The following is a 23954-nucleotide window of genomic DNA, read 5'->3' as shown; positions in this document are numbered from 1 at the left end:
GGGGCAGAACAGAGTGGGAAAACAACCGCATATCATACTTTTCAATCCGGATCAATGGCGCGGCGATGTGCTGGGGCATATGGGCAATCCGGCGGCAGTGACGACGAATCTGGACGCGATGGTGAACGAGGATGCCGTATCCTTTCGCAATGCCTTTTGTCAAAATCCGGTATGCACGCCGAGCCGCTGCTCGTTCATGTCGGGCTGGTATCCGCACGTCAGAGGACACCGCACGATGTATCATATGATGAAGCCGGACGAACCTGTCTTGCTCCAAACCTTGAAGGACGCGGGCTACTACGTCTGGTGGGGCGGCAAGAACGATCTCATTCCGCCAAGCACCGGATTCGAGCCGTACTGCGATGTGAAATACGTGCCGAAGCAGGCGCCGCGGCCGATGTTCGGCGGCGCTTTCGAAGGAACGGGAAACAACTGGCGGGGCGCACCGGACAGCGATACCTATTATTCCTTCTTTGTTGGAGAGCTGGACACAGGGGGCGAATCCCATTATTACGATTCGGATTGGGCGAATATTCAGGGAGCCATCGAGCTGATTCAGAATCCGCCGACAGACAAGCCGCTGTGCATTTATCTGCCTATTTTGTATCCGCATCCGCCTTATGCAGTAGAGAGAGCGTGGTATGATCGGATCGACAAGTCGCTCCTGCCGGAGCGGATCGATACGAAGACGCTGTCCGGCAGCAAGCCGTCCATCCTGACGGGACTGCGCGATTTGTACCGCATGGAGAACTGGTCCGAAGAGCGCTGGACGGAGCTGCGAGCGACCTATTATGCGATGTGCGCAAGGGTTGACTATCAGTTCGGCCTGCTAATGGAAGCGCTTAAACAGGCGGGCATTTACGACGACACCGCGGTCTTTTTCTTCTCGGATCATGGCGATTTTACCGGCGATTACGGGCTTGTGGAAAAAAACCAGAACACCTTCGAGGATTGCTTGACCCGTGTGCCTTTCATCGTGAAGCCGCCCGCGGCGGAAGCGGCGCAGCCCCGAGTAAGTGATGCGCTGGTCGAATTGGTCGATCTGACGGCGACGGTGCAGCAGTATGCAGGCCTTACGCCGAATTATACGCACTTTGGCAAGTCGCTGGCGAGCCTGGTTGCCGGGGAGACGGAGACGCACCGCGACGCGGTGTTCTGCGAGGGCGGAAGACTGCACGGCGAGACGCACTGCAACGAATCCGCACCGGCGAATGGAGATCCTTCCATGCTGTACTGGCCGCGGGGCGAGATGCAGCGCAGCGAAGGCCCCGAGCACACGAAGGCGGCGATGGTGCGAACGCACCGTTACAAGTACGTGCGCCGCTTCTACGAGCAGGATGAGCTTTACGATCTGGCGAACGATCCGGGCGAAACGACGAACCGGATTGAGGACGCCGAGCTGGCCTCGATTCGTGATGAGCTTCGAGAACGGATGCTTACCTTTTATATGGAGACGTGTGATGTCGTTCCGCATGGTAGAGATGCGAGAGAAAAGAAATAATAATCGATAATCGGGAGGCTGAAGCGCATGAAAAAATGGATGTTGCTTTCTCTGAGTACGGCAGTCCTGGCTTCTACTTTGGCAGGGTGTTCCGGCGCAGCAAAAACAGGCAACGAAGGAACTGGCAAGGAGCAAGCCGCTGCGGACGATATGAGCGAGAAAATCACGATAAATCTGATGACCCGCAGCTATGCAGGCGGCGGCTGGGCGCCGAACAATCCGATGATTGAGGAGATTAACAAACGCCTGAACATCGATCTCAAGATTGAGTGGGTGCCGTCTGCGAGCTATCAGGAGAAGCTGAATGTACTCGCTGCGTCGAACAATTTCCCGGATGTTTTCTACGCGCCGAATGCGGAATTTGTCAAATGGCAGGCGAAGAATGTGTTCATGGATGTGAAGCCGGAGCTGAGCAAATATCCGAACTTGACCAAATACATTCCGGAGGAATCGTTGAAGTTGTTCAATCCGAAAGGCAAGTATTACGGTCTGCCGTTCTACTACCAGGATGTCAGGGATTCGCTTGCGATCCGAAAAGATTGGCTGGATAAGCTGGGACTCCAGATGCCGCAGACGGTTGACGAGTTCTATAACGTGGCGAAGGCGTTTGCTACGCAGGACCCGGATGGCAACGGCAAGAACGATACGGTCGGCTTCTCGGTCGAGATCAGCCCTAACGGTAAATTCGGCTTCGGCAGCACGGGGAATTTCCTGACAGCCAGCTTTGGGCTTGCGAATTACTGGAAGCTGGATGACAGCGGCAAGCTGACCCCAATGCAGACGCAGTCCAAGGAGTTAAAGGATTATATTGGCTTCTTGCGGAAAGCATACGCGGAAGGCGTGCTGGATAAAGATACGCCGATTCTGAAATCGCGCGATTCGCTGAACAAGCTCGAGGCAGGCAAATCGGGCATTGCGCCAGTAAACCCGCAGCAATTGTTCGTGGAAACGATGCCGCCGATTCTGAAAACGGATGCGAAAGCCGAGCTTGTCCAGCTGATGCCGCCGAAAGGACCCGCAGGCAGCGGCGGCATTCCGGTGCTGACATCCGGAGACAACATTGTAATTAACTCGAAAATTGACGCGAAAAAGCAGCAGCGTATTCTGAAGCTGCTCGATTACATGGTATCCGACGAAGGGTATGATTTCATCAAGCATGGCATTGAAGGCGTCCACTATAAGAAAATCAGCGATACGCAGTATGAGCAGTTGGACGCTTCGGTGAAGGATCGTCAATATTTGCTTCTGGGTTGGGTTTTCAAACGCTTTGATCCAATGTTCCTGATCTATAAATGGACGGACCCGAAGCAAGTGGCGGTCATTAAGTCCTATTTTGACAACAATGACAAGGTGCGGGTCAAGGATGCTGGAGCGGGTCTTGTCTCCGATACGGCGACCAAGCTCGGTACGAATATTGACAAAAAATGGATGGATACGATGGTGAAGGTGATTGCCGGACAGGAGTCCATGGAAGCAATCGATAAAGCGGTTGCCGATTGGAAGGCTGGCGGCGGCGATCAGATTATTCAGGAAATGAATGAAGCGTACCTCAAGACGAAATAAACCGGGAACCGGGCCCCGGGAAGGCCGCGCACGTAACAGGCTTTCCCGGTATCGGGCTACAAGGAGGGCATGATCTTGCAATCAACTGTTGCACAAACTGAGAATATCCGCAGCAAGACAGCGAGCCGCAGCCGTTGGTATGAGTGGAAGCGGGGCTTGCCGGTCTACCTTATGCTTCTGCCGGGGCTTCTGTTCTTCATCGTGTTCAAATACATTCCGATGGGCGGCATCGCGATTGCGTTTCAGGAATACGATCCGTTCGAAGGCTTTCTGGGAAGCCCCTGGGTCGGCTTGCAGCATTTCGAAGCGCTCTTTCGCGACCCGGATTTCTGGATGTTATTTCGTAACACACTGCTCATTAGTGGCATCAATCTGTTTTTCTTTTTTCCAGTTCCGATTGTTCTGGCGCTGCTGTTGAATGAGGTGCGCGTCAGTTGGTTCAAAAAAGGGGCGCAAACGCTGCTGTATGTGCCGCATTTCCTGAGCTGGGTCGTCATTGTCAGCTTGACGGCGCTGCTGTTCTCGACGCAGGACGGGGGCATTAACAATCTGTTGTCCACTTGGGGCTATGAGCGAATCGAGCTGCTGACCAATCCACACTATTTCCGATGGCTGTATTTGTTTCAGGTGATCTGGAAAGAAGCCGGCTGGAGCGCCATTATCTTTCTTGCCGCGCTGGCCTCGGTCGACCCTACGTTGTATGAAGCGGCGCGGGTGGACGGCGCGAGCCGGATGCGTCAGATTTGGCATATTAACCTGCCGGCTTTGCGGTCTACGATTATCATTTTGTTTATTTTAAGATTGGGACACGTGATGGATACAGGCTTCGAACACATCCTGCTGCTTCAGAACTCCTTGAATCTGCAAGTGTCCGAGGTATTCGATACTTATGTATACCGTGTGGGGATTACCCAAGCGGAGTTCAGCTACACCACGGCAGTTGGTTTATTCAAGTCCATTATCGGTCTGGGCCTTGTGTATTTGGCCAATCAGGCATCCCGCAAAATCGGAGAGGAAGGAGTGTACTGACATGAGATCTACCGTTGTGCTGCGCAAGCTGAGCCCCTTCGATATCGTCATCTACGTGCTGATTGCGGTCATCCTGCTTGCTGTGCTGCTGCCCTGTCTGTATGTGCTGTTCAGTTCATTCTCGACGAAGCAGGAAATGCTCTCCAGAGGCGTATTTCTGTTCCCGAAGACATGGACACTCAATGCTTACGGCTATTTGTTCAACAATCATAATTTTCTGACCTCTTATTGGAACGCCATTGTCATTACGGTTGGGGGCACCGCGCTGAGCATATCGACGACTACACTGATGGCTTACGCGCTTTCCCGGACATGGCTCAAGGGCAGGAAGACGCTGAATCTCATGGTACTGATTACGATGTTGTTCAGCGGCGGCATTATTCCGACCTATTTGCTGACCAGCAATCTGGGTTTGCTGAACAGCTATTGGTCGCTCTTCCTGAACAATCTGGTCCTGCCGTTTAATCTGATCGTGATGCGCAGCTTCTTTCAGAACACGCCGAAGGAGCTGGAGGAGGCGGCACGCATCGACGGTTGCGGGGAGTGGAAGCTGTTCCTGCGCGTCATGCTGCCGCTGTCCATGACATCCATTGCGACCTTCACGGTGTTCTATGCGGTATTCTATTGGAACTCCTACTTTCAGGCCATTCTGTTTATCAGCGATTCGCAGCTTATGCCCCTGCAGGTCTTTCTGCGGCAGATCGTGCTGGAGTCGGGCAATTCACTGGAATCGGTTGCCAATGGTTACGAATTCGGACCGCCGGTCAAGATGGCCGTTGTCGCCATGGCTTCGATTCCGATGATTATCATCTACCCGTTCTTTCAGAAATACTTCGATAAGGGAATGCTGGTGGGCTCTGTGAAAGGGTAGCTCATCTGCCGGAAGTCTGCTAGGGAGAGAAATCGAGCATGATATAATAAGCGTAAGCGCGCTGCGAGCCCAAGCGGCGCCAGTGCATCGCAGAGTTTCATGACTAAATTTCGGAGGTTCTTCCTATGTATCAGATTATGGTGGTGGAAGACGAGCAATGGATTCGCAGCGCCGTTGTGAAAATGGTCGAGCAGCAGGACGGTGCTTACGAAGTGGTGGCGGAAGCCGGGAACGGCGAAGAGGCCCTGGAGACGATTCAACAGGTGTGGCCGGCGATTGTCATTACGGATATCCGTATGCCGATACAAGACGGTCTGTGGCTTGTTAAGGAAATTGCGGAACGGCGGCTGCCCGTCATCACGATCATAGTTACCGGTCATAATGAATTTGAGTACGCGCGGCAAGCGCTGCGGTATCAGGTTAACGACTTTCTGCTGAAGCCTGTTCTGGAGGAGGAACTGGTCTCGGCCCTGGAGAAGGCGAAGGCCCGGATTCCGCAACTTCATCATTTGCGTCAATATTTTTTGATGATTCAGCAGTTATTCGACAAAATTACGGACTTCGAGACATCGGAGCTGTTCAAGGAGCAGACTCGAATCACAAGCAGTATCCTGTCGGCAGAAGGTCTGCAGGAGAGTGAGAAGAGTCTGCTGCTGCGGACGTTCTCAAGTAAATACAATGAACTTATACAGAACACGCAGCCCGCTTTCAAGCGGCTGGGGCTGTCCCAGGGGCTGCGGCAGGAAGAAATCGAGGCACATTTTCTGCAGTTATCAGAGGCTTGGCTGCATAGCTATCACGCGATGAACAATGTAGAAATGCGGCAGGTTGTGCGGAAAGTGTGCGACTATTTGCAGAGTCATTATCGGGAGGAACTTTCGGTTTCCGACATTACACAGCGGTTTCATATCAGCGTGTCGCAGTTCAGTCTGCTGTTCAAGAAATACACGGGGCAATCTTTCATCAACTATTTGAATGCTCTTCGCATCCAGCAAGCCAAGCAGTTGCTCGTCGACGGGGAGCGTAAAGTTTATGAAGTCGCCGAGCTTGTCGGCTTTCAATCGCTGCCCCATTTTAACCGGGTGTTCAAGCAGCTTACGGGACAATCGCCCAATGAGTACCGGAAAAGGTTAAGTGTGTAAGAATGAACTCATACCTGCATCGTTTTCACAAACGGTTTTCGATCAAAACAAAGTTGACCATCGCGTTTCTGCTCGTCGGGCTGCTGACCATTCTGATCATGGGCTTCTTATCCTATTCCTATTACAGCAGCGGCATCAAGCGGGATTTCCATCGGATCTCGGAAGAAGCAACACTTCGCTTGAACCATCATATCGACTTCTATATTTATCAGCTTTCCAAGTCTACGCAGTCCGTTATGAAAGACGAGCTTGTTCAGCAATGGCTGAAAGCTGGCAAGGAGGCCTCTCTGGAGGAGCAGCTGGACGTTCAGAAGGTGCTGAGAACATATGTCGCCCTGAATTATCCCGAAATTGTCGGCATGTTCCTCATGGCGCCGGACCAACGCACGTTGGCGATGACCAATCTGACGCTGCGCTCGGAAGAAGGGCTGTCGAAGGAGCCTTGGGCGCGGGACGGCATCCCGGAGAAGACGCAGGTTCTCGAGACACATGCGGTCAAATACGTGAATGAGGACGTCAGAGTGCTTTCACTTGAAATGCCGATCTACAGCGTTGACAGTATGGATCTCTTGGGCAAGCTGGTGATCGATTTTTATCTGGATGAAATACAGCATACGTTTGAGAAGTCCAGTCTTGCCCCGCATGGCCAGTTTTTCATCATATCCGATGGGGATCGGATCGTGTATTATCCCAATTATCCGTGGCTGGGACTGCCGCGCGAGCAGACGCCGCTTCGCCAGTTGAATTTGACAAATACCGAGAATGCTTCGATTCAGGAATGGGAGGGGCGGAAAACACTGGTCGCTACGACCCGATCGGAAACGACGGGGTGGACGTTCGTATCCATCGTGCCGCTGGAGGAGATGGCGACGGCCTACAAGCATACGCCGAATGCGATGGTGTTGGCGTTCGTCATTATCGCGGCCTGCATCATCCTCGTCGTGCCGTTCATCTCCGGCGCATTCGTCAAGCCGATTCTGCATCTCCGGCAGGTGATGGGCAGTGTGGAGCGGGGCGACTTGACCGTGCGCGCATCCTATCAGTCGGGGCATGATGAATTTCAGTATTTGAACCGGAGCTTCAATATGATGGTTGAGCAGGTGCAGCAGCTCCTAGACACGGTCAGCTCCATGAAATTGCAGGAGGTCAGCCTGCAACTGAGGGAGAAGGAAGCGCTTGTGAAGGCGCTGCAAACGCAGATTAATCCGCATTTTCTCTATAACTCACTCGATATTATCAAAAGCATGGCCTATCTCGAGGATATGCCAGAGATGGTCAAGCTGGCGCGAAGCCTGGCGGATTTCTACCGCTATACAGCTCAGGATATGAATAACATTGTGCGGCTGGAGGAGGAGTTGACGCAGCTCCGGCGATACTTGTCGATCATTCACATCCGGTTTCCCGGCACCTTCCGCAGCCAGATTAGCGTCAATGAGAAGTTTATGAATTGCCGTATTCCCAAGCTGATTATTCAACCGCTTGTTGAGAATGCGGTCAAATATGCGATTGAGGTCAAAGAGGGCAGGGGAAGCATTATTGTCAACGCATTCGACGATGGCGCTGATCTCGTCATTGAGGTGGCGGATAACGGTCCGGGCATTCAACAAGCGCGTTTGGCGCAGATCCAGACGATGCTGAAGCAACTGACGGAGAACGCCATGGACGAATTGGGCAAGCATCCGAATCTCGGCATCGCCAATGTGCATGCGCGCATTGTGCTGCAATACGGCAGCGCTTACGGGCTGTCGCTTGACTCATTTGAAGGCCGGGGCACAGTGGCGTCGATCCGGCTTCCCCTGAAAGACCAACTCCAAGAATAAGAAGGTGAGGGTTTGCCATGAAAGCGATTATGCTCATGTTCGATACGTTAAATAGACATATGCTGCCACCGTACGGCTGCGATTGGGTCCATGCCCCGAATTTCAAGCGGCTGGCGGAACGGACCGTGACGTTCGATCGCGCCTATGTGGCCAGTATGCCTTGTATGCCGGCCCGGCGCGAGCTTCAGACGGGACGTTACAATTTTCTGCATCGCAGCTGGGGGCCGATGGAGCCGTTTGACGACTCCATGCCGGAGATCCTCAAATCCAGCGGCGTGTACACGCACCTCGTCACCGATCATCAGCACTATTGGGAGGATGGCGGGGGAACGTACCATACCCGATACAGCTCGTTTGAGCTGATTCGGGGTCAGGAAGGCGATCAATGGAAAGGGCATGTGGCCGATCCCGAAATGCCCGATATGATTGCGATGAAGGCCATGCATCCCTTAATCCGTCAGGATTGGGTTAACCGGGGATATATCCGGGAGGAGCAGGATTTTCCGCAAGCGCTTACGGTAAGCAAGGGACTGGAGTTTATCCGGCATAACCGGGACGAGGATCGGTGGTTCGTGCAGATTGAAACCTTTGATCCGCACGAGCCTTTCTTTGCACCGCAGCGTTATAGGGACTTATATCCTCACGATTACCAGGGCAAGCATTTCGACTGGCCGCCGTACGGGCCTGTGCAAGAAACAAGGGAAGAGATTGATCACGTCCGTTACGAATATGCAGCGCTGCTCAGCATGTGCGATCACTATTTGGGCAAGGTACTGGATACGATGGATGAGCTCGATCTCTGGAATGATACATTGCTGATTGTCAACACCGACCACGGCTATTTATTGGGTGAGCATGACTGGTGGGCGAAGACCATTATGCCGTTCTACAATGAGATTGCGCACATGCCGATGTTCATCTGGGACCCGCGCAGCGGCGTCCGCAATGAACGCAGGCAGAGCCTTGTGCAGACGATCGATCTGGCGCCGACGCTGCTCCGCTATTTCGGGCTGGATATCCCACCGGACATGCAGGGCAAGGATTTGGCCGCCACGATCGCCCATGACCGGGAAGTGCGGAAAGCTGCGCTGTTCGGGCTCCACGGGGCGCATGTCAACGTGACGGACGGCCGCTATGTGTATATGCGCGCTCCCGTCTCGAAGGACAACACGCCGCTGTACAATTACACGCTGATGCCGACGCACATGCGCAGCCGATTCTCGGTGCGGGAGCTGCAGGACATCGAGCTGCGGGCGCCGTTCTCGTTCACGAAAGGCGTGCAGACCATGAAAATCCCTTCTGCGGGTTCCGGCTTCGCGCACAGCTTCGGCACGCTGCTATTTGACGTGCAGGAAGATCCGTTGCAGCAGCGGCCGCTGGATGACCCGGAGATTGAGTCTCAGATGATCGGACACATGAAGCGGCTGATGGCGGACAGTGAAGCTCCGGAGGAGCAATATGTCCGTCTGGGCTTGGCCTAGAGGAGGAAGCGAACCATGAATATTGAACAACTGATCGCGCAGTTGACAGTTGAGGAAAAAATCAGCCTCCTCGCCGGAGCGAGCTTCTGGACGACGCAAGCGATAGAGCGGTTGGGCATTCAGTCAATCACGCTGACGGACGGCCCTCATGGCCTGCGGCTTTCCACGGGGACGAACCCCGGTGAAATGCTTATGCAGACGAAGCCGGCGACCGCATTTCCCATCGAAGCGGCGATGGCCGCCACATGGAATGAGGCGTTGATTGAAGAGATGGGCGCCGTGATGGCAGAGGAATGCCAGCATTATGGTGTCGGCATCCTGCTCGGTCCGGGAATGAACGGCAAGCGCTCGCCCCTTGGCGGGCGCAACTTCGAGTATTTCTCGGAGGATCCGTACTTGACAGGGCGTATGGGAATCGCTTTTGTAAAAGGCGTTCAAGGCGGAGGCGTCGGTGCGTCGATCAAGCATTTCGTTGCCAATGAGCAGGAGACAAACCGAATGGTCGTCAGCTCTGAAGTCGATGAACGGACGCTGCGGGAGCTATATATGCTGCCGTTCGAAATGGTCGTTCGCGAAGCGAATCCATGGACGGTCATGTGCGCCTATAATCAGGTGAACGGCACGCATATGGGCAATCATCATGCGTTTTTAAACGGCGTGCTCAAGCAGGAGTGGGGCTTCGACGGGTTGGTGATGTCGGACTGGGGCGCCGTTGTCGATAAGGTGGCTTCGCTGCAATCCGGGCTGGATCTGGAGATGCCGGGGCCGGGCACGCGCACAGAGGAAGCACTGGAGGCCTATCATCAACAGCGGGTCACGGATGAACAGCTTGACGATCATGTGCGGCGCGTGCTGCGTACGGTGCAGAAGATCGTGGCGCACAAGCGGGAAGTACCCGTCATCGACGCCGAGCGGCACCATGCCGTGGCGCGGAGGGTCGCGGAAGAAGCGATCGTCCTGCTGAAAAACGAAGATGCGCTGCTCCCGCTTTCTCCACACGCCAAGGTCGCGGTGCTGGGGGCGTTCGCCAAGGAGCCGCGCTTTCAAGGGGGCGGCAGCTCCCATATGAACCCGGCTCTGCTGGATTCCCCGTACGAGGAAATCGCTAAATACGCCGATGCCGTATACAGCGCCGGGTATGACCAAGCAGGCAGCGCCGAGCTATTGGAAGAGGCGTGCGCATTGGCGGCAGGGCGGGATGCCGTTATCGTCTTCGCAGGCACGACCGAGGCGATTGAGAGCGAAGGCTATGATCGTGCCGATCTTCACCTTCCCGCCAGTCATCTGAAGCTGATTGTGGCGGTCGCACACATCAATCCCAACGTGATTGTCGTCGTGAACAGCGGCTCCGCCACGGCGATTGGCGCCTATGCCGACAAGGTCAAAGGAATCGTACAGGCGTGGCTGCCCGGGCAAGCGGGCGGCTCGGCCATCGCGAACGTGCTGTTCGGCAGCGTGACGCCGTCCGGCAAGCTGAGCGAGACGTTCCCGCTGCGGCTGGAGCATAACCCGTCGTACTTGTCATTCCCTGGCAATGTCTGCCAGGTGCACTACGCTGAGGGCATCTTCACGGGCTACCGACACTATGACACGAGAAAGATGGATGTGCTGTATCCGTTTGGCCACGGCTTGTCGTATACGACGTTTGAATACACCAATTTGCGTCTTTCCAGCGACGTCCTCACGAACGGCGAAGTGCTGCGAATCGCCATTGACATCACTAACACCGGCAAGTACGCCGGCCAGGAAGTCGTGCAGGTGTACGTCCGCGACGTTCAGGCCGAGGTGGTCAGACCGGACAAAGAATTAAAAGGCTTTGCCAAGGTTGCGCTCCTCCCGGGTGAAACCCGTACGGTTGAGGTGCAGTTGGAGGAGCGGGCGTTCGCCTATTACGCCGAGCACTTGGGCAGGTTTGCCGTAGAAGCCGGAGCGTTCGAGATTATGGTCGGCGCTTCCTCGCGGGACATTCGTATCAGCGCAACCATTCAATTTGCGTCGGAGGAAGACGTCAGAGAGCCGTTGACGCTCGCTCATGCGCTGCAGGTTTGGCTGCAGGATGAGCGCTACGCCGAGCAGGTCGGGCAAGTCATGCATCACCTGCATATCGATGAGGAGAATCCTATGTATGCGATCTTTCTGGGCATGCCGATCCGAACGATTCTTGGTTTCCTGTCCTCGTTCGGCTATTCGCAGGAAGTTGTGGGACAGATAGAAGCGATGTTCGGCAGTCCTGCGGAAACTCGGGCAGAATCGCAGGGGGGAATCAAACTCCGGGGTTAGCTCTGCCCTTCTCGCCTCGTGAGCGGTATAGTAATCATATGTAAGTCAATAGCCAAGAAGTCGAGCGGCCCTCCGCTTGGCTTCTTGGTCGTTGATTAAACTCAATCTCCCCTCGTTGCCCTTGAACAGCCAATTTCCCTTTAGTTTAATCATTCTCCGCTATAATCCACTTTGACAGATCACATTTTCGTCGCTTTTGTTATTCCACCCAATGCTTCAACGGAAACAGGAGCATCTGCCGCTGGCAAACTGCTCCCGTTTTGTTAAACTATCTTCCCGTTAGCGCAACGAGGCTGCCGATCTATACCGGCAGCCTCGTATTGGTCGCTTAAACCAATGGGTAATCAACTACAATAACATTTTCCAGTATACCATCCAGCGATTTAACAAATTCCTGATGAACGGGATGCGGACCATATGAACGCAGCGACTCAAGGTCTTCAAACGTTACCCGTAATCCGAGAGTATAGCCCTTAATATTTTCCGTTTCTTCAGTTACGTTGATGCCTGCACTTATATCAAATATCCCGGGGATACGATTCCGAAACGTTAACAATTGATCCAGCAATTCCTGTTGCTTAATTGGCGTGACATTAGTATTGAACTTGAATACAACGAGATGTTCGTACATCGCTAAATTGCCCCTTTTTAAACTTAATGTTGTGGTGCTATTGTTCTTTCGTTAGTGCAAAGGACCAGCTATTTTTTTATCTGTTATTTTAATGCATTCAGTGACGACAAACCCTAGGTTATAATTGTGTTTAAATCTGATTTGATACGCTTCAGGTTTCATTTTTTTATTGTTAATGACTTCATGAACCTTTGCGAAAACGGTTAACTCAGAAAAACCGCCATCACCCTTTTTCATAGTTGTTATTTCAAAGGGCTCGAAACTGTATAAGAATTCCTTCCCTGGTTTTAAGTATTTTTTCTCTTGAAGAGCAAATAGCGTACGTCTTTGCAACTCTGTTGTCAACATGCGCTCTAGTTGCGCTTCTCGCGAATGTGGAAAATCCCAAAAAGCGATCCATTCAATCGAATCCTGCTTATTAGTATTCTCATCATTTGGATGAGCTATGGCAGACTGCCTAGTTGTCAGTAAAACCCCAACGATAAAGAGTGTCAATATATATCTTGTTCGCACAATATCACCTCATTTTAGGTTTACCAATTTGAGGTACAATTATTTTATTCGTAAAAGATCAAAAAAGCAGCCTCTTCAATGCTGGGAGGCTACTTTTTCTGTCGGTTATTGAGCGCTACTGCCCGTTAGCTTAATGCCCGCAGCCAGCCTACTACTTTATTAATGAAGGGATACCAGACATAGTACTGGCGGCAAGGAAATGCTTCAAACTCAGAACTTACGGCAAAAATATGTTTCATAATTGAACTTGTTGGAATGATTTTAGGTGATAATTTGATTCAAATTGTGGGCAAAGCAATAGTTCAAGTCACATTGGTCACCATTGCAGCAAATAGGATTCTAATTCGGCAGAAAGTAGCAACGCGATTCCTGCATCAACCCAGCGTCAGCGCCTGAACGGGAAAAGCTGCGACATCTGCCCAATCTTCTTCATAAACCCACGTATCCCTATCGTCGAAAAGCCTCGCGGCACGCCGCTCGGACTCGAAGCGCGGCCACCCCGCTGCCTCGGGCGTCGCTCCCAACTCGCCCGTATGGATAAAACGGATCCAGGCGCGGTGCATCGCCTGGGCCAGAGACGCCCGCACGGTGAGGAACCCGCGGTGCCAGACGTACGGCAGCTCGCTGCCATGCCCGGCGTCCTGCGGCGCAGCGGCGCCGAAGCGGTACAGCCAGACCAGCCCGCCGGCCTGGCTGTACGCATCCGCGGTCCGCAGCGCCGCGGATCGATAGAAGGCGTCGGTCAGCACCGACTGCCACACGTCCATATCAGGAGCGGACTCGCCACTGCGGCGGCCGCTCCGTTGCTCGTAGGCGGCTTGGACCGCCGCCGCTCCCTGGCCGAAGAGGGTGCGCAGCACCTCTTCGGTGGGCGGGTTCAGCGCGGCCTCGCCAGCGATGAACCCGTAAGCTTCGTGACTGGCCGTGCCGATCAGCAGCGGCCGGAGAGAGGCGCCTTGACGTGCCAGCGCCTCCAAAGGAGGTTCTGTCACGACATGACCGTCGATGACAGGGCCAAAGAAGTGGAGCCCGCGCACATCGCGCATCCACGCCTGCTGGGCCGCCATCAAGGTCGCGGCCGGCAGCTCCAGCAGGCGATCGGCTGACGCTGAGGTGAGCCCCAGCGTGTGAAGGAACTGCTCGGCGAGCTGCACCGAGGTCGCTTGGTCGCGGATGGATTGCACCGCGCCGCTCATGGCAATCGCCCGGTGGAACAAGCCGCTGGCCAGCGGGGAAACGAGCAGCCCTCCGATGCATTTGGCGCCGGCGGAATGGCCCATGACGGTGACGCGTGCAGGATCGCCCCCGAAAGCTGTGATGTTGGCCTGTACCCAATGCAACGCGGCGATGAGGTCGAGCAGTCCGGTATTGCCGGATGACGCGTAGTCAGCACCCAGCACAGCGGATAGATCGAGAAACCCGAGCGCGCCGAGCCGATAGTTGACGGTCACGACGACGATATCGCCGTTCGCGGCGAACGTCTGCCCGTTCAGAGCCGGGGAGGAGCCAGAGCCCGATGTGAAGCCGCCGCCATGGATGCAGATCAGCACGGGCCGCTCCGGCGCTGAGGTGCCGGGGGTCCAGATATTTAGCGTTAAGCAGTCTTCCGACTGCTGGGGGTTGTAGTCAAGCTTTGCGGGCTGCGGGGCCGCAGCGCCGTAAAGACTGGCGTCGCGAATGCCGTCCCAGGAAGTTGGCGGCAGCGGCGGACGAAATCTACGATCGGCGCCGACAGGCGGCGCTGCATAAGGAATTCCGCGGAAGGCAAGGATAGGGCCTTCCTGGACGCCGCGGACAGGTCCGCAGCTTGTTGTAACGACAGGGCGATCGCCCGGTTGTGTAAGCGGCATAGTACGTTTCCTCCGAATCTTGTGATAAGATGGTGGCAAGTAAAAGGCTGTACGGGTTAGAGCAGCAGCAGGCAGGCTCCGATCATCGGAGTTGCAATCATGCCGGTTTTGAGAACGGAAGCAGGCATGCGTTTGGTGAACTGGGCGCCGATATAGGAGCCTGTCATGGAGCCGACGAGCACGGTGAGCAGCAGCTTGTAGTCAAGGCTGCCTGCTGTGTAGTAGCCCGCCGCGCCGGCCGCGGCAATCGGCAGGATGACGAGCATGGACGTGCCCGCGGCTGTGCGCATGTTCAAGCCGACTAGCAGCATCAGGCCAAGCTGGATAAAAGGCGTCGAGCCGATCCCGAAGGCGCCGGTCAAGAAGCCGACGAGCAGACCGAGGCCAACGGCGGATAATCTGCTGCGCAGCGCGGAGGGAGCGGGCCGGTCGGCGGGATGCTTCGCGGCATAGGACATGCGCAGCCACAGGGCGAGGCCCGATACAATCAGCATGCCGGACGTGCACCATTTCATCGCGCCTTCCGGAATGGCAAAAGCGACGCCGGAGCCGAGCCACGACGAGCAGGCGCCGGTTACGCCGACGAGAATGCCGCTGAGGACGTCGGTGTTTTTTTGCTTGAGTTGGCCGATGAAGCCGGTCAGCGAGGTAAACAGCATCGCCGCGATGGCGGTGCCCATGGCGAGGTGGATCGGGTAGCCGAAGCCGACGGTGAGCACGGCGATCATAAAGCCGGAGCCGCCCGCGCCGACAAAGCCGAGCAGCAGGCCGACCAGCAGCATCACGAGCATAATGGCGAGTACAGTAGTCATAAGAGCCTCCTGATTGTGGTAAGGAACAGGATCGATCATCTGTTGCTTTTGATTGTAGAATTGAGCGGAGCCGATGTCTAATGCGAAAAGGCAATCGAAGCTATGCACAAAAAACATGGAGGGTTGCAGCATGGAATGGCAGCAGTTGGAACATTTCAAGGCGCTTGCCGAGGTGCAGCATTTTACCCGCGCGGCGGAAAAGCTTTCCCTGTCGCAGCCTGCGCTGAGCCGCTCGATTGCGAAGCTGGAGGCGGAGCTCGGGGTGCTTTTGCTGGAGCGGGATGGGCGAACGGTGCGGCTTAGCCGCTATGGGGAGCAGTTTGCGAAGCGGGTCGACCGCATTTTAGGAGAGATGGAGGCAGGCAAAACGGAGCTGCTCGAAGCGCTCGATCCCGACAGCGGGACCGTGGTCATTTCTTTTCTCAAATCGCTCGGTATTTCGGCGGTTCCGGCGCTGCTGAGCGAATTTCTCGCGCTGCGGCCGCGGGTTCGGTTTCAACTGTATCAGGACTCAACGCGGGATATGCTGGATCGGCTGGAGCTGCGCGAGGTTGACTTTGCAATTTCCGCGATGACGGAGGCGCGAAGCGGGGTGGCGTGGGCGGATTTGTGGCAGGAGCAGATGTATGCCTACGTGCCGCAGCATTCGCCGTTGGCGTCGCAGGCGGCCGTCTCGTTACGGGAGCTGGCGGAGCATCCGTTTATCGCGCTCAAAAAAGGCTACAGCCTCCGCACCATCACGGACGGCTTGTTTGGCCGCCTGGGGCTGGAACCTCGTATCACGTTCGAGGGGGAAGAAGTGATGACGGCGGTCGGCCTGATCGCCGCGGGACTTGGCGTCGCCATTTTGCCGGATGTTCCGATCTGGTGCCCGGACAAGGTCATCCGGCTGACCATGACGGACCCCGACTGCCGCCGGACGATCGGACTCGCCTGGAAAACGGAGAGGCGCTTGTCTCCCGCGGCGGAAGGCTTTCAGGCTTTTTTGCTGGAGCGGTTCGGAACTGAATCCTAACAGTGGAAAGAGCATGATGAGTGCCAGCGCAGCAGGGAGCTCGGTCTCGAGGCGGAGAAAAGTTCTACCTGCAGATGGATGAGAAGGCAGGGAGTCTTATTTTACAATGAACAGAGCAAGCTAAGGTCAACACGTAATCTGAAAGGAGTTCATAATGAACACCCAAGCGTTTATCACCTATGGGATTATGATCGTCATCCTGATTCTCGTCTTCTGGCTGCGGAGCCGCCGCAGTGATCGCCCTATCCGCAATAAAGGATTCAATATGTTGATTCCGGCAGTGATTCTGCTAATCGTATTCGGTTTCAGCATCTCCTCTTTGATGCATATTCCCAATCAGCCGTTCCATGCGCCTGCGCTGTGGGAGGACTTGTGTGCGGTCGTGTTGGGCGCTGTCTTGGGCAGCATTATGCTGTACCATACAGGCTACGAGAAGCGGGAAGACGGCGAAGTGTATGGGAAACCGAACAAAAATTTCAAATATGTCCTGATCGCCATCATCGTCATTCGGGTTGTGCTGTCGCAGTATTTGCAATCGCTGAATTACACGGAATTTACGACGTTAACAATGGTAATGGCGTATGTTTATATTTGTGTATGGCGCATCGGCAGCTTCGTGAAATATCGGAAAGTCAGAGCGGCTTAATGGATAAAAAGGCACCCTCCCGCACGCATGCCGTGACGGGGAGGTGTTTTTTTTTGCAAAATTGAGGCTGCAGGTGCGCTGCCATTTTTCTCATTGTAAAATCCCGCAAATAGGCGTAGAACCTAATTAATAGTGATTCTCAACCGCAGCGAGATGCAAGGAGAGAAAAAAATGCAACAGTCAGAGTTGTATGATGTGACGATTATTGGCGGAGGGCCGTCAGGGCTCTACTCCGCTTTCTATAGCGGTCTGCGGGAATTGAAAACGAAAATCATCGTGAAGATGGCATTTTCGAGCTGCGGACTGCGTCGGGCACGGCCCACTACTCCCGAACGATCATCGTCGCTGTCGGCGGGGGATATTCTGAAGCATCCGGGCAAGGTGCACCTGATCGCCGGCGCGTTCCAGGATGCGGCCAACGCCGTGAACAGGGCGAAGATGTACATTCAGCCGGGGGCGGATTCCTACGGCATGGTATCTTCGCATAATGCGATGTTCAAGGAACGAAACAAAGAGCTTGTGAAGAAATTGATTCAGGCGTAGGAACAGCGCCTCCCAGCCTCCCGTTTTAGCCACCCGTCCCCCTTCGTGGTGTGGACAAGGGGCTTTTTGCATTTTCGTGCCGGAATGCCCAAAAAGTAAATCTTGCACAAAAAAAGAGCATAACCGAAATACCGATAAAGCGTAGCGGATGAAAAAGTGTAGATTTTGGCGCATCTGTTGGTTATGGTACGGTTGGCTCGGTTGACCGGAAAGGCGCATGAAGAATCCAATCAGAAAGGAGCTAGTAGAGATGAGAAGAGGAAATGGGAAATGGTTGATGGCAGTATGGGCAATCGCATTGTTAGTAAGCCTGTGCGTTCCGGGTGGAATGGTGGGGCATGCCCATGCGGAGGAAGCAGCGAGTCTTCTGGCCAACGGAGGCTTTGAGTCAGGAACCTGGCCGCTAAAAACAGGCGCTGTGCTCGATACAGCAACCAAGCATAGCGGTAGCCAAAGCGCCGGTATGAGCGGCACCGCCACAAGCCAGTATATGGGGAGCGGGTTGATTCCCGTGCAGGCCACCGCAGTTTATGATTTAACGGCCTGGATGAAAACAGCAGGCGTATCGACATCGGAGGCAGCCAGTGTCAATGTCCTCATGATCGGCGACAGCAATAATTCGCTGGGGTGGTACAGCGGAGCTATGAAGCTGATTCGGGCTGGAGGCGACCAGGATTGGACGAAGTATCAGGTCGAGCTAAGCGCGTTCGCGCCTGGAACCGCTTACATCAGGGTGTATGTTCGCCTAGATGCCAATGTTACCGGCACTGTGTGGTTTGACGATCTTGCCGTACAGACCTCCAGCAATACGTTGGCGAACGGGGGATTTGAGTCCGGCTTGTGGGCCATGAAGAAGGGATCGATCTGGGCGGATACGGCCGTTCGGCACAGCGGCAACACAAGTGTCGGTATGACCGAGGCGACGGAAGGTCAATACGCAGGGAGCGGTCTGATTCCGGTTCACGACAATGATGTGTATGAGTTGTCGGCCTGGGTTAAAACAGCCGCTCTGTCCAGCAGTGACGGCGCCAGTGTTAATGTGCTGCTGGCTGACGCGAATATGGATTCCCTGGGTTGGTACAACAATGCCATGAAGTTGATCGGGACCGGGGGGACGCAGGACTGGACGCAATATGCGGCGGAGCTGGCTCATCTGCTTCCAGGCACGGCATACATTCGGATCTATGTCCGTCTGGATGCCAATGTCGCCGGTACCGTATGGTTCGATGATCTTATTTTTAAACCGAAGGAGTTGGTGATTGGCACGGACGGCCCTGTCGGCAACATTATCGCGGCAGACAATCCGGCATCGTTGGACCTTACCCTGAAGAACAACGCGGCCCAAGACAAGGATGTGCATGTAACGTACAGTTTAACGGATGCCGATCATCAGACCGTGGCAGGGGAAAGCTTTGATGCCCATGTGACGGCAGGATCGACCTATCAGAGCTCGGTTAACTTGTCCGCGCTGAACCGTTATGGGCAATATACGTTGTCCGTGGTGGCCCAGGAAGCGGGGAAAGCCGCTATTTCCGAGGATTTTCCTTTCAGCCGGGTTGATTCGCCCGCGGCTCCCGCGACGGACAATATGTTTGGAACGGCCCTTCACTTGATGGGCAAAACCGACGCCAATCTTGTCGACACGTATCTTTCACAGGTGGCGGATACAGGCATCAAGTGGATCAGGGATGACGCCCGGTGGGAGAAGGCGGAGACCACAGCGGGGCAAATCGGGATTCCTGCCTCCTGGGATCTGTTTGTGGACACAGCGTTATCCAAGGGTCTTCATCCGATCTTGATTATTGACTACGGCAATCCGTTATATGACGGGGGCAAAGCACCTTACACGGATGAAGGGATTGCGGCTTATGCCAACTATGCAGGCGAGCTGGCCGAGCATTTTGCGGGCAAGGTGGATCATTTTGAAATATGGAATGAATGGAATATCGGCGGCGGGAACCCGGATCGTCTGTCTGCTGAGGCCTATGCTAAGGTGCTGAAGGCAGCCTATTCCGCGATAAAAGCCGCCAATCCCGATGCTTTCGTCATCAGTTGCGCCACCTCCGGAGCGGATGCGGAGTGGATCGGCAGCGTACTGGCGGCAGGCGGTTACGGCTATATGGATGCCGTTTCCATCCATCCCTATACCTATCCTGTGAACCCGGATGACGGAGGCCTCGCCGCCAGTCTGACTGCCATTCATAATCTGTTCGCCGCGTACGGTCCTGCCAAGCCCGTCTGGGTGACGGAAATCGGCTGGCCTACCAGTGAAGTCCTCGACCGCGGGGTAAGCGAACGGGTATCAGGCGCATATGCGGCGAGAGCCTATACGCTTGCTTTGAGCAGCGGCATTGCCGAGAAGGTGTTCTGGTATGATTTTAAAAATGATTACAAACCGGACACAAGTCTTGAAGGGCAATTTGGCCTTGTCCGAGGGGATCATGAATCTGTCCCTTGGTCAGCCAAACAAAACTATATTGCCTACCGCGCGGCAGTCTCCCGACTATCCGGAGCCGCATATGTCCAGTCGTATGACCCGGGGGATCGGGTACAAGCATATCGATTCCATCGAAGCTACGACGGCAAGGATGTGATTGTCGTGTGGAGCCAAGGCGATGCCAAGCAGTTGCTGATGCAGCTGGGCGTTTCCACAGCCACGGCTTACGATTTATACGGCAATCAGACCGCACTCTCTGCCGGGACAGACGGAACGATGATGCTGCCGGTGTCAGAGGAGCCGGTCTATGTGGAAGGGGAGTTCGCCCAGACAATCAGCATCAAAGATCCGTACAGCCTGGATGTCTATCCACAGTTGACAACGACACCGCAGGGAGACCAGTGGGCGGCGGAGATTCGCATCCGCAATCAACTGGATATCGCTCAATCCGGAACGGTGCAGATGACGGGTTCAGGGCCTTGGCAGCAGGGCAGCGGTCCGCAGGCATTTACGGTTATGCCCAATTCCACGACGACCGTGACCTATCTATTTACGGGAGAACCGGAGCCCGTCCTGTACGATCTTGATATCCGGACCATTCAGAATAATGGGTCGGACACGGTGGTGAAGCGCAAGCTTAGCTTCATGGCGGCGGAGCAAACGGATCAGCCTCCCGTTATTGACGGCATGATGAGCGCAGGAGAATGGGCGGGAGCCAGACCCATCACCATTGACCAGGCCTCCCAATCTCATATAACAGATTGGGGAGGAACCAGCGATCTCAGCGCGACAGGGTATCTGCAATGGGATGCAGATCATTTGTATCTGGCAGTGTCAGTTCAAGATAACGTTTATGCGCAAAGCGGAACAGGCAGCGACATCTGGAAGGGCGACGGCATTCAATTTGCCATTGATCCAGGGCGGAAATTGGGTTCCTCTGCGCTGGGGTACAATGAAATCGGTCTTGCGCTTAACTCGGATACCTCCAATGTCATCTTGTGGAGATGGAAGGCTCCGGCAGGAGCGGGAGGATTGAATAATGTCCAGCGGGCCGTTCAGCGCAACGCCGTCAGCAGTACAACGGTCTATGAAATGGCTATTCCATGGACGGCCTTGCTGCCCGCAGGGATGACGCCGACGGCAGGAACCGACCTCGGATTCTCCCTGCTGATCAATGATAACGACGGCGCCGGTCGGCGCGGCTGGATGGAGTATATGGGGGGGATTGGCGCATCCAAGGACCCTAAAGCTTTTGGAGATTTGCTGCTGGTGCTGCCGGAGTCGTGCACAGGAAATTAAACTGGCCGCCTGGTTCCTAGCTGGTTGGAAGGCCCATGATGTCAATCATGGGTCTTTTAGCCGTTGCGCGGGCAAAAAAGGAAGCCTTCCACAAAAACTGAAGCCGCACGCACAGCGAAAAAGAAGGTTTCGGTCAAAAGTTGGCGATTTCGCGGCCGCCTCGCTGCATGTTACCGTGAGGCTGACCCTCGGGTCATCAGGAAAGAAGGAAAGGATGTGGCGCTAATGATTACCGACACGGCGTGGCAAGCCCCGTGGATCGCGTGTGCGAGCTGTACCGGCGATGTCGCCCCTGTTTTCAGAAAAAGCTTTCAACTGCCGTCCGGTTGCGAGGGGAAAGCCTATGTCCGCATTTGCGGTCTCGGCTTCTATGTTATGAAGATTAACGGCCGCCGCGTGTGCGAAGATATTATGCAACCGGCGTTTACGGCGTATGACAAGACGGTGCTGTTCAATGTGTATGAGGTAAATGAATATCTGGAGATCGGCGACAATGTCATCGAGGTGACACTGGGCAACGGTTGGTACAATGAGCGGCAGGCCACAGCCTGGGAATTCGAGCATGCGGCCTGGCGGGGACGACTCCGAATGACTATGGCTTTAATGGTAAATGGAGCCGTTCTCCTCACTTCCGATAGCAGTTGGGATTGCGCGCCCGGCGGCACGCTTTTTAACTCTCTGCGCTGTGGCGAAACGTTCGATGCTGGATACCAGATTGCCTCCTGGAGCAAGGCGATCCTTGTCCCCGGGCCTGGCGGCGTGCTGAAGGAGCAGCAGATTCCTCCGATTCGGGTCAGGGAGCGGATCGCGCCCGTGGGTGTGGTGGACAGCCCGTTGCCCGTTATTTACGATTTTGGCGTGAACCTGTCGGGAAATGTTGAAATCAAGGTAACAGGCGCCAGGGGCAGCAGAATCATCATCCAGTATTTCGAACTGCTCCGGGTTACCGCAACGCCAGATTTGGAGCGGTACCGGCAGCATGTCTACGACGAACGGTTCCAACAGGATGAGTATGTGCTGTCTGGCGAAGGAACGGAGGTGTGGCACAGCGAGTTCGGCTATCACGGCTTCCGCTATGCAAGAATATACGGGGATTACGAGACGCTGGAGGTGGAGGCGCGCTGCTTCCATACCGATTTGCCTGATGCGGGAGGCCTGGTGTGCGACAATCCCCTGATCATGACGATTCAACAAGCGGTGCGCCGTTCGACGTTGACCAACTATCATCACATTCCCACGGATTGTCCCCACCGCGAGAAGAATGGCTGGACGGCAGACGCCCACCTGTCCTGCGAACAGGCTTTGTTTAATTTCGCAATCGGCGACGCCTATGAGAAATGGCTCGATGATCTTGTGGAAGCCCAGCGTCCGAATGGCCGCATTCCCTGCATCGCTCCCGTCGGCAACTGGGGATATGACCAAATGATGTGCGGCCCTGCTTGGGACGCGGCGCTTTTTGTGCTGCCCTGGCAGTTGTATCGGTATACCGGAGAGACCCGGTATTTGGACAAATATATAGAGCCTATGGAGAGATACATCTCGTACTTGCCCTCTATCCTCGACAATGGGATCTGCCGGACAGGCCTCGGGGATTGGTCGGCGCCGCCGTCAGCGCCTGCCTTTCCGAAAGAAGCGTTGCTAACTGGATACGCGTTCCATATGGTTGACTTGTTCAGGAAAAGCTGCAGCGTGCTGGGCAAGAACGTCGGCCAGGCGCGGGCATCCAAGCTGGCGGAAGGTATGAAAAGCGCGTTTATGCGGGAGTACGGACATATTCAGTCCGATAGTCAGGTGTTCCACGCCATGAAGCTTATGTTTGGACTGACGGAGGATGCGGCCGCAACGGCAATGGACCTGGTCAAGGCCGTAAAACTGGCGGATGACCATATCCGGGGCGGCATTTTTTGCGCCAAGCTCATTCTGGATGCGCTGACGGATCACGGGCGGTTTGACCTGGCCTATCGGATTGCCTCTCAGCAGGATTTTCCCGGGTGGGGCCATATGGCGCATAGATGTGCAGGCACTTTGGGAGAAAACTGGTTTGGCGGCTCGTCCATGAACCATCCCATGTTTTCCGAAATCGGTGCGTGGTACTACAAGGCTCTGGCGGGATTCCGAATTGACGAGGACGCTCCGGGCTTCAGGCGAATCCGCTTGTCGCCTCACATTCCCGCAGATATCCGCAACTTTCGCGCCTGGCACAACACGCCCTTCGGCAAGCTGGAACTTGCGTGGGACGAGCGGGAAATTACGGTGTCGATTCCTGAAGGGAGCAGCGCGACGTTGACGCTGGGACAGAGGAGCGAGGAGCTTGGCGCAGGGAGACATACGTTTCCAAGAGAGCGGGATCGCTCCTCATAATCACAAAAAAGAAGGGATATCACAAAAAAAGAAGATGCGCGCATCACCGATAAAGCGTACCGGATGAAAAGGTGAAGATTTCGCAGCTTCCCGGCTGCGTGTTATCGTGGCATCAGACCTAATGCCGGCACATACGGCGTATGACAAGAAAGGAGCGATT

General features: G+C 54.9%; 16 protein-coding genes and 1 pseudogene. 13 read left to right on the top strand and 4 right to left on the bottom strand.

Annotated features, from left to right (window positions below; genetic code table 11):
- The first annotated feature begins 13 nt into the window (after window positions 1–13).
- The 8 genes from ABE504_RS24780 to ABE504_RS24745 all read left to right on the top strand — a co-directional run bounded on the left by ABE504_RS24780 (window position 14) and on the right by ABE504_RS24745 (window position 11687).
- Window positions 14–1501 carry a sulfatase-like hydrolase/transferase gene (locus ABE504_RS24780; RefSeq protein ID WP_430093971.1) on the top strand — a complete coding sequence of 496 codons (1488 nt, stop codon included), beginning with the start codon at window positions 14–16 and terminating at the stop codon, window positions 1499–1501.
- A 27-nt stretch (window positions 1502–1528) separates the two neighbouring features.
- A complete protein-coding gene (locus tag ABE504_RS24775; RefSeq protein WP_430093968.1) occupies window positions 1529–3064 on the top strand; it encodes an extracellular solute-binding protein in 1536 nt (511 codons plus the stop codon).
- Between the two features lie 69 nt (window positions 3065–3133).
- Window positions 3134–4093 (top strand): ABC transporter permease, encoded by a 960-nt coding sequence (locus tag ABE504_RS24770; RefSeq protein WP_430093965.1) that lies wholly within the window; start codon window positions 3134–3136, stop codon window positions 4091–4093.
- Between the two features lies 1 nt (window position 4094).
- Window positions 4095–4964, top strand: coding sequence for a carbohydrate ABC transporter permease (locus tag ABE504_RS24765; RefSeq protein ID WP_430093963.1), 870 nt, complete (start codon window positions 4095–4097; stop codon window positions 4962–4964).
- Between the two features lie 125 nt (window positions 4965–5089).
- Complete coding sequence (locus tag ABE504_RS24760; RefSeq protein WP_430093962.1) at window positions 5090–6106, top strand: response regulator; 1017 nt, start codon at window positions 5090–5092, stop codon at window positions 6104–6106.
- A gap of 2 nt (window positions 6107–6108) precedes the next feature.
- Entirely contained in the window at window positions 6109–7926 is a 1818-nt protein-coding gene (locus tag ABE504_RS24755; RefSeq protein WP_430093961.1) for a cache domain-containing sensor histidine kinase, read from the top strand.
- A gap of 17 nt (window positions 7927–7943) precedes the next feature.
- Entirely contained in the window at window positions 7944–9407 is a 1464-nt protein-coding gene (locus ABE504_RS24750; RefSeq protein ID WP_430093959.1) for a sulfatase, read from the top strand.
- 15 nt (window positions 9408–9422) lie between these two features.
- Window positions 9423–11687 (top strand): glycoside hydrolase family 3 C-terminal domain-containing protein, encoded by a 2265-nt coding sequence (locus tag ABE504_RS24745; protein WP_430093958.1) that lies wholly within the window; start codon window positions 9423–9425, stop codon window positions 11685–11687.
- A 328-nt stretch (window positions 11688–12015) separates the two neighbouring features.
- Here the strand turns inward: ABE504_RS24745 and ABE504_RS24740 are convergent, their stop codons facing one another.
- The 4 genes from ABE504_RS24740 to ABE504_RS24725 form a co-directional block, all read right to left on the bottom strand.
- The gene (locus ABE504_RS24740; protein ID WP_430093957.1) at window positions 12016–12318 is read right to left on the bottom strand and encodes a Dabb family protein; all 303 of its coding nucleotides are present in this window, start codon (window positions 12316–12318) and stop codon (window positions 12016–12018) included.
- A 51-nt stretch (window positions 12319–12369) separates the two neighbouring features.
- Window positions 12370–12831, bottom strand: a complete 462-nt coding sequence (locus ABE504_RS24735; RefSeq protein ID WP_430093955.1) for a hypothetical protein — start codon at window positions 12829–12831, stop codon at window positions 12370–12372.
- Window positions 12832–13205: 374 nt separating this feature from the next.
- Entirely contained in the window at window positions 13206–14681 is a 1476-nt protein-coding gene (locus ABE504_RS24730) for a carboxylesterase/lipase family protein (RefSeq protein ID WP_430093954.1), read from the bottom strand.
- Between the two features lie 56 nt (window positions 14682–14737).
- Window positions 14738–15493 carry a sulfite exporter TauE/SafE family protein gene (locus tag ABE504_RS24725; RefSeq protein WP_430093952.1) on the bottom strand — a complete coding sequence of 252 codons (756 nt, stop codon included), beginning with the start codon at window positions 15491–15493 and terminating at the stop codon, window positions 14738–14740.
- Between the two features lie 130 nt (window positions 15494–15623).
- Here ABE504_RS24725 and ABE504_RS24720 point away from each other — a divergent pair, with 130 nt between their 5' ends.
- The 5 genes and pseudogenes from ABE504_RS24720 to ABE504_RS24700 all read left to right on the top strand — a co-directional run bounded on the left by ABE504_RS24720 (window position 15624) and on the right by ABE504_RS24700 (window position 23794).
- Entirely contained in the window at window positions 15624–16508 is an 885-nt protein-coding gene (locus ABE504_RS24720; protein WP_430093951.1) for a LysR family transcriptional regulator, read from the top strand.
- 154 nt (window positions 16509–16662) lie between these two features.
- On the top strand, window positions 16663–17154 hold the full coding sequence (locus ABE504_RS24715; protein WP_430093949.1) for a CcdC protein domain-containing protein: 492 nt from the start codon (window positions 16663–16665) through the stop codon (window positions 17152–17154).
- A gap of 348 nt (window positions 17155–17502) precedes the next feature.
- A pseudogene (locus ABE504_RS24710) lies at window positions 17503–17697 on the top strand (thioredoxin reductase); the annotation flags it as partial.
- Between the two features lie 250 nt (window positions 17698–17947).
- Complete coding sequence (locus tag ABE504_RS24705) at window positions 17948–21433, top strand: sugar-binding protein (protein WP_430093947.1); 3486 nt, start codon at window positions 17948–17950, stop codon at window positions 21431–21433.
- Window positions 21434–21658: 225 nt separating this feature from the next.
- On the top strand, window positions 21659–23794 hold the full coding sequence (locus ABE504_RS24700; RefSeq protein WP_430093945.1) for a family 78 glycoside hydrolase catalytic domain: 2136 nt from the start codon (window positions 21659–21661) through the stop codon (window positions 23792–23794).
- Window positions 23795–23954 lie beyond the last annotated feature (160 nt).

It is taken from the genome of Paenibacillus oryzisoli (assembly GCF_050467285.1).
GTDB classification, from domain to species: Bacteria; Bacillota; Bacilli; order Paenibacillales; family NBRC-103111; genus Paenibacillus_E; species Paenibacillus_E oryzisoli_A.
Note: the sequence above shows the minus strand (reverse complement) of the source record. Positions and strands in the feature narration are given on the sequence as shown.

Coding starts and splice junctions, on each gene's coding strand:
- ABE504_RS24750 (WP_430093959.1), top strand. CDS start 7,944: ATGAAAGCGATTATGCTCATGTTCGATACGTTAAATAGACATATGCTG.
- ABE504_RS24730 (WP_430093954.1), bottom strand. CDS start 14,681: ATGCCGCTTACACAACCGGGCGATCGCCCTGTCGTTACAACAAGCTGC.
- ABE504_RS24740 (WP_430093957.1), bottom strand. CDS start 12,318: ATGTACGAACATCTCGTTGTATTCAAGTTCAATACTAATGTCACGCCA.
- ABE504_RS24775 (WP_430093968.1), top strand. CDS start 1,529: ATGAAAAAATGGATGTTGCTTTCTCTGAGTACGGCAGTCCTGGCTTCT.
- ABE504_RS24720 (WP_430093951.1), top strand. CDS start 15,624: ATGGAATGGCAGCAGTTGGAACATTTCAAGGCGCTTGCCGAGGTGCAG.
- ABE504_RS24755 (WP_430093961.1), top strand. CDS start 6,109: ATGAACTCATACCTGCATCGTTTTCACAAACGGTTTTCGATCAAAACA.
- ABE504_RS24770 (WP_430093965.1), top strand. CDS start 3,134: ATGATCTTGCAATCAACTGTTGCACAAACTGAGAATATCCGCAGCAAG.
- ABE504_RS24760 (WP_430093962.1), top strand. CDS start 5,090: ATGTATCAGATTATGGTGGTGGAAGACGAGCAATGGATTCGCAGCGCC.
- ABE504_RS24745 (WP_430093958.1), top strand. CDS start 9,423: ATGAATATTGAACAACTGATCGCGCAGTTGACAGTTGAGGAAAAAATC.
- ABE504_RS24705 (WP_430093947.1), top strand. CDS start 17,948: ATGAGAAGAGGAAATGGGAAATGGTTGATGGCAGTATGGGCAATCGCA.
- ABE504_RS24700 (WP_430093945.1), top strand. CDS start 21,659: ATGATTACCGACACGGCGTGGCAAGCCCCGTGGATCGCGTGTGCGAGC.
- ABE504_RS24725 (WP_430093952.1), bottom strand. CDS start 15,493: ATGACTACTGTACTCGCCATTATGCTCGTGATGCTGCTGGTCGGCCTG.
- ABE504_RS24715 (WP_430093949.1), top strand. CDS start 16,663: ATGAACACCCAAGCGTTTATCACCTATGGGATTATGATCGTCATCCTG.
- ABE504_RS24765 (WP_430093963.1), top strand. CDS start 4,095: ATGAGATCTACCGTTGTGCTGCGCAAGCTGAGCCCCTTCGATATCGTC.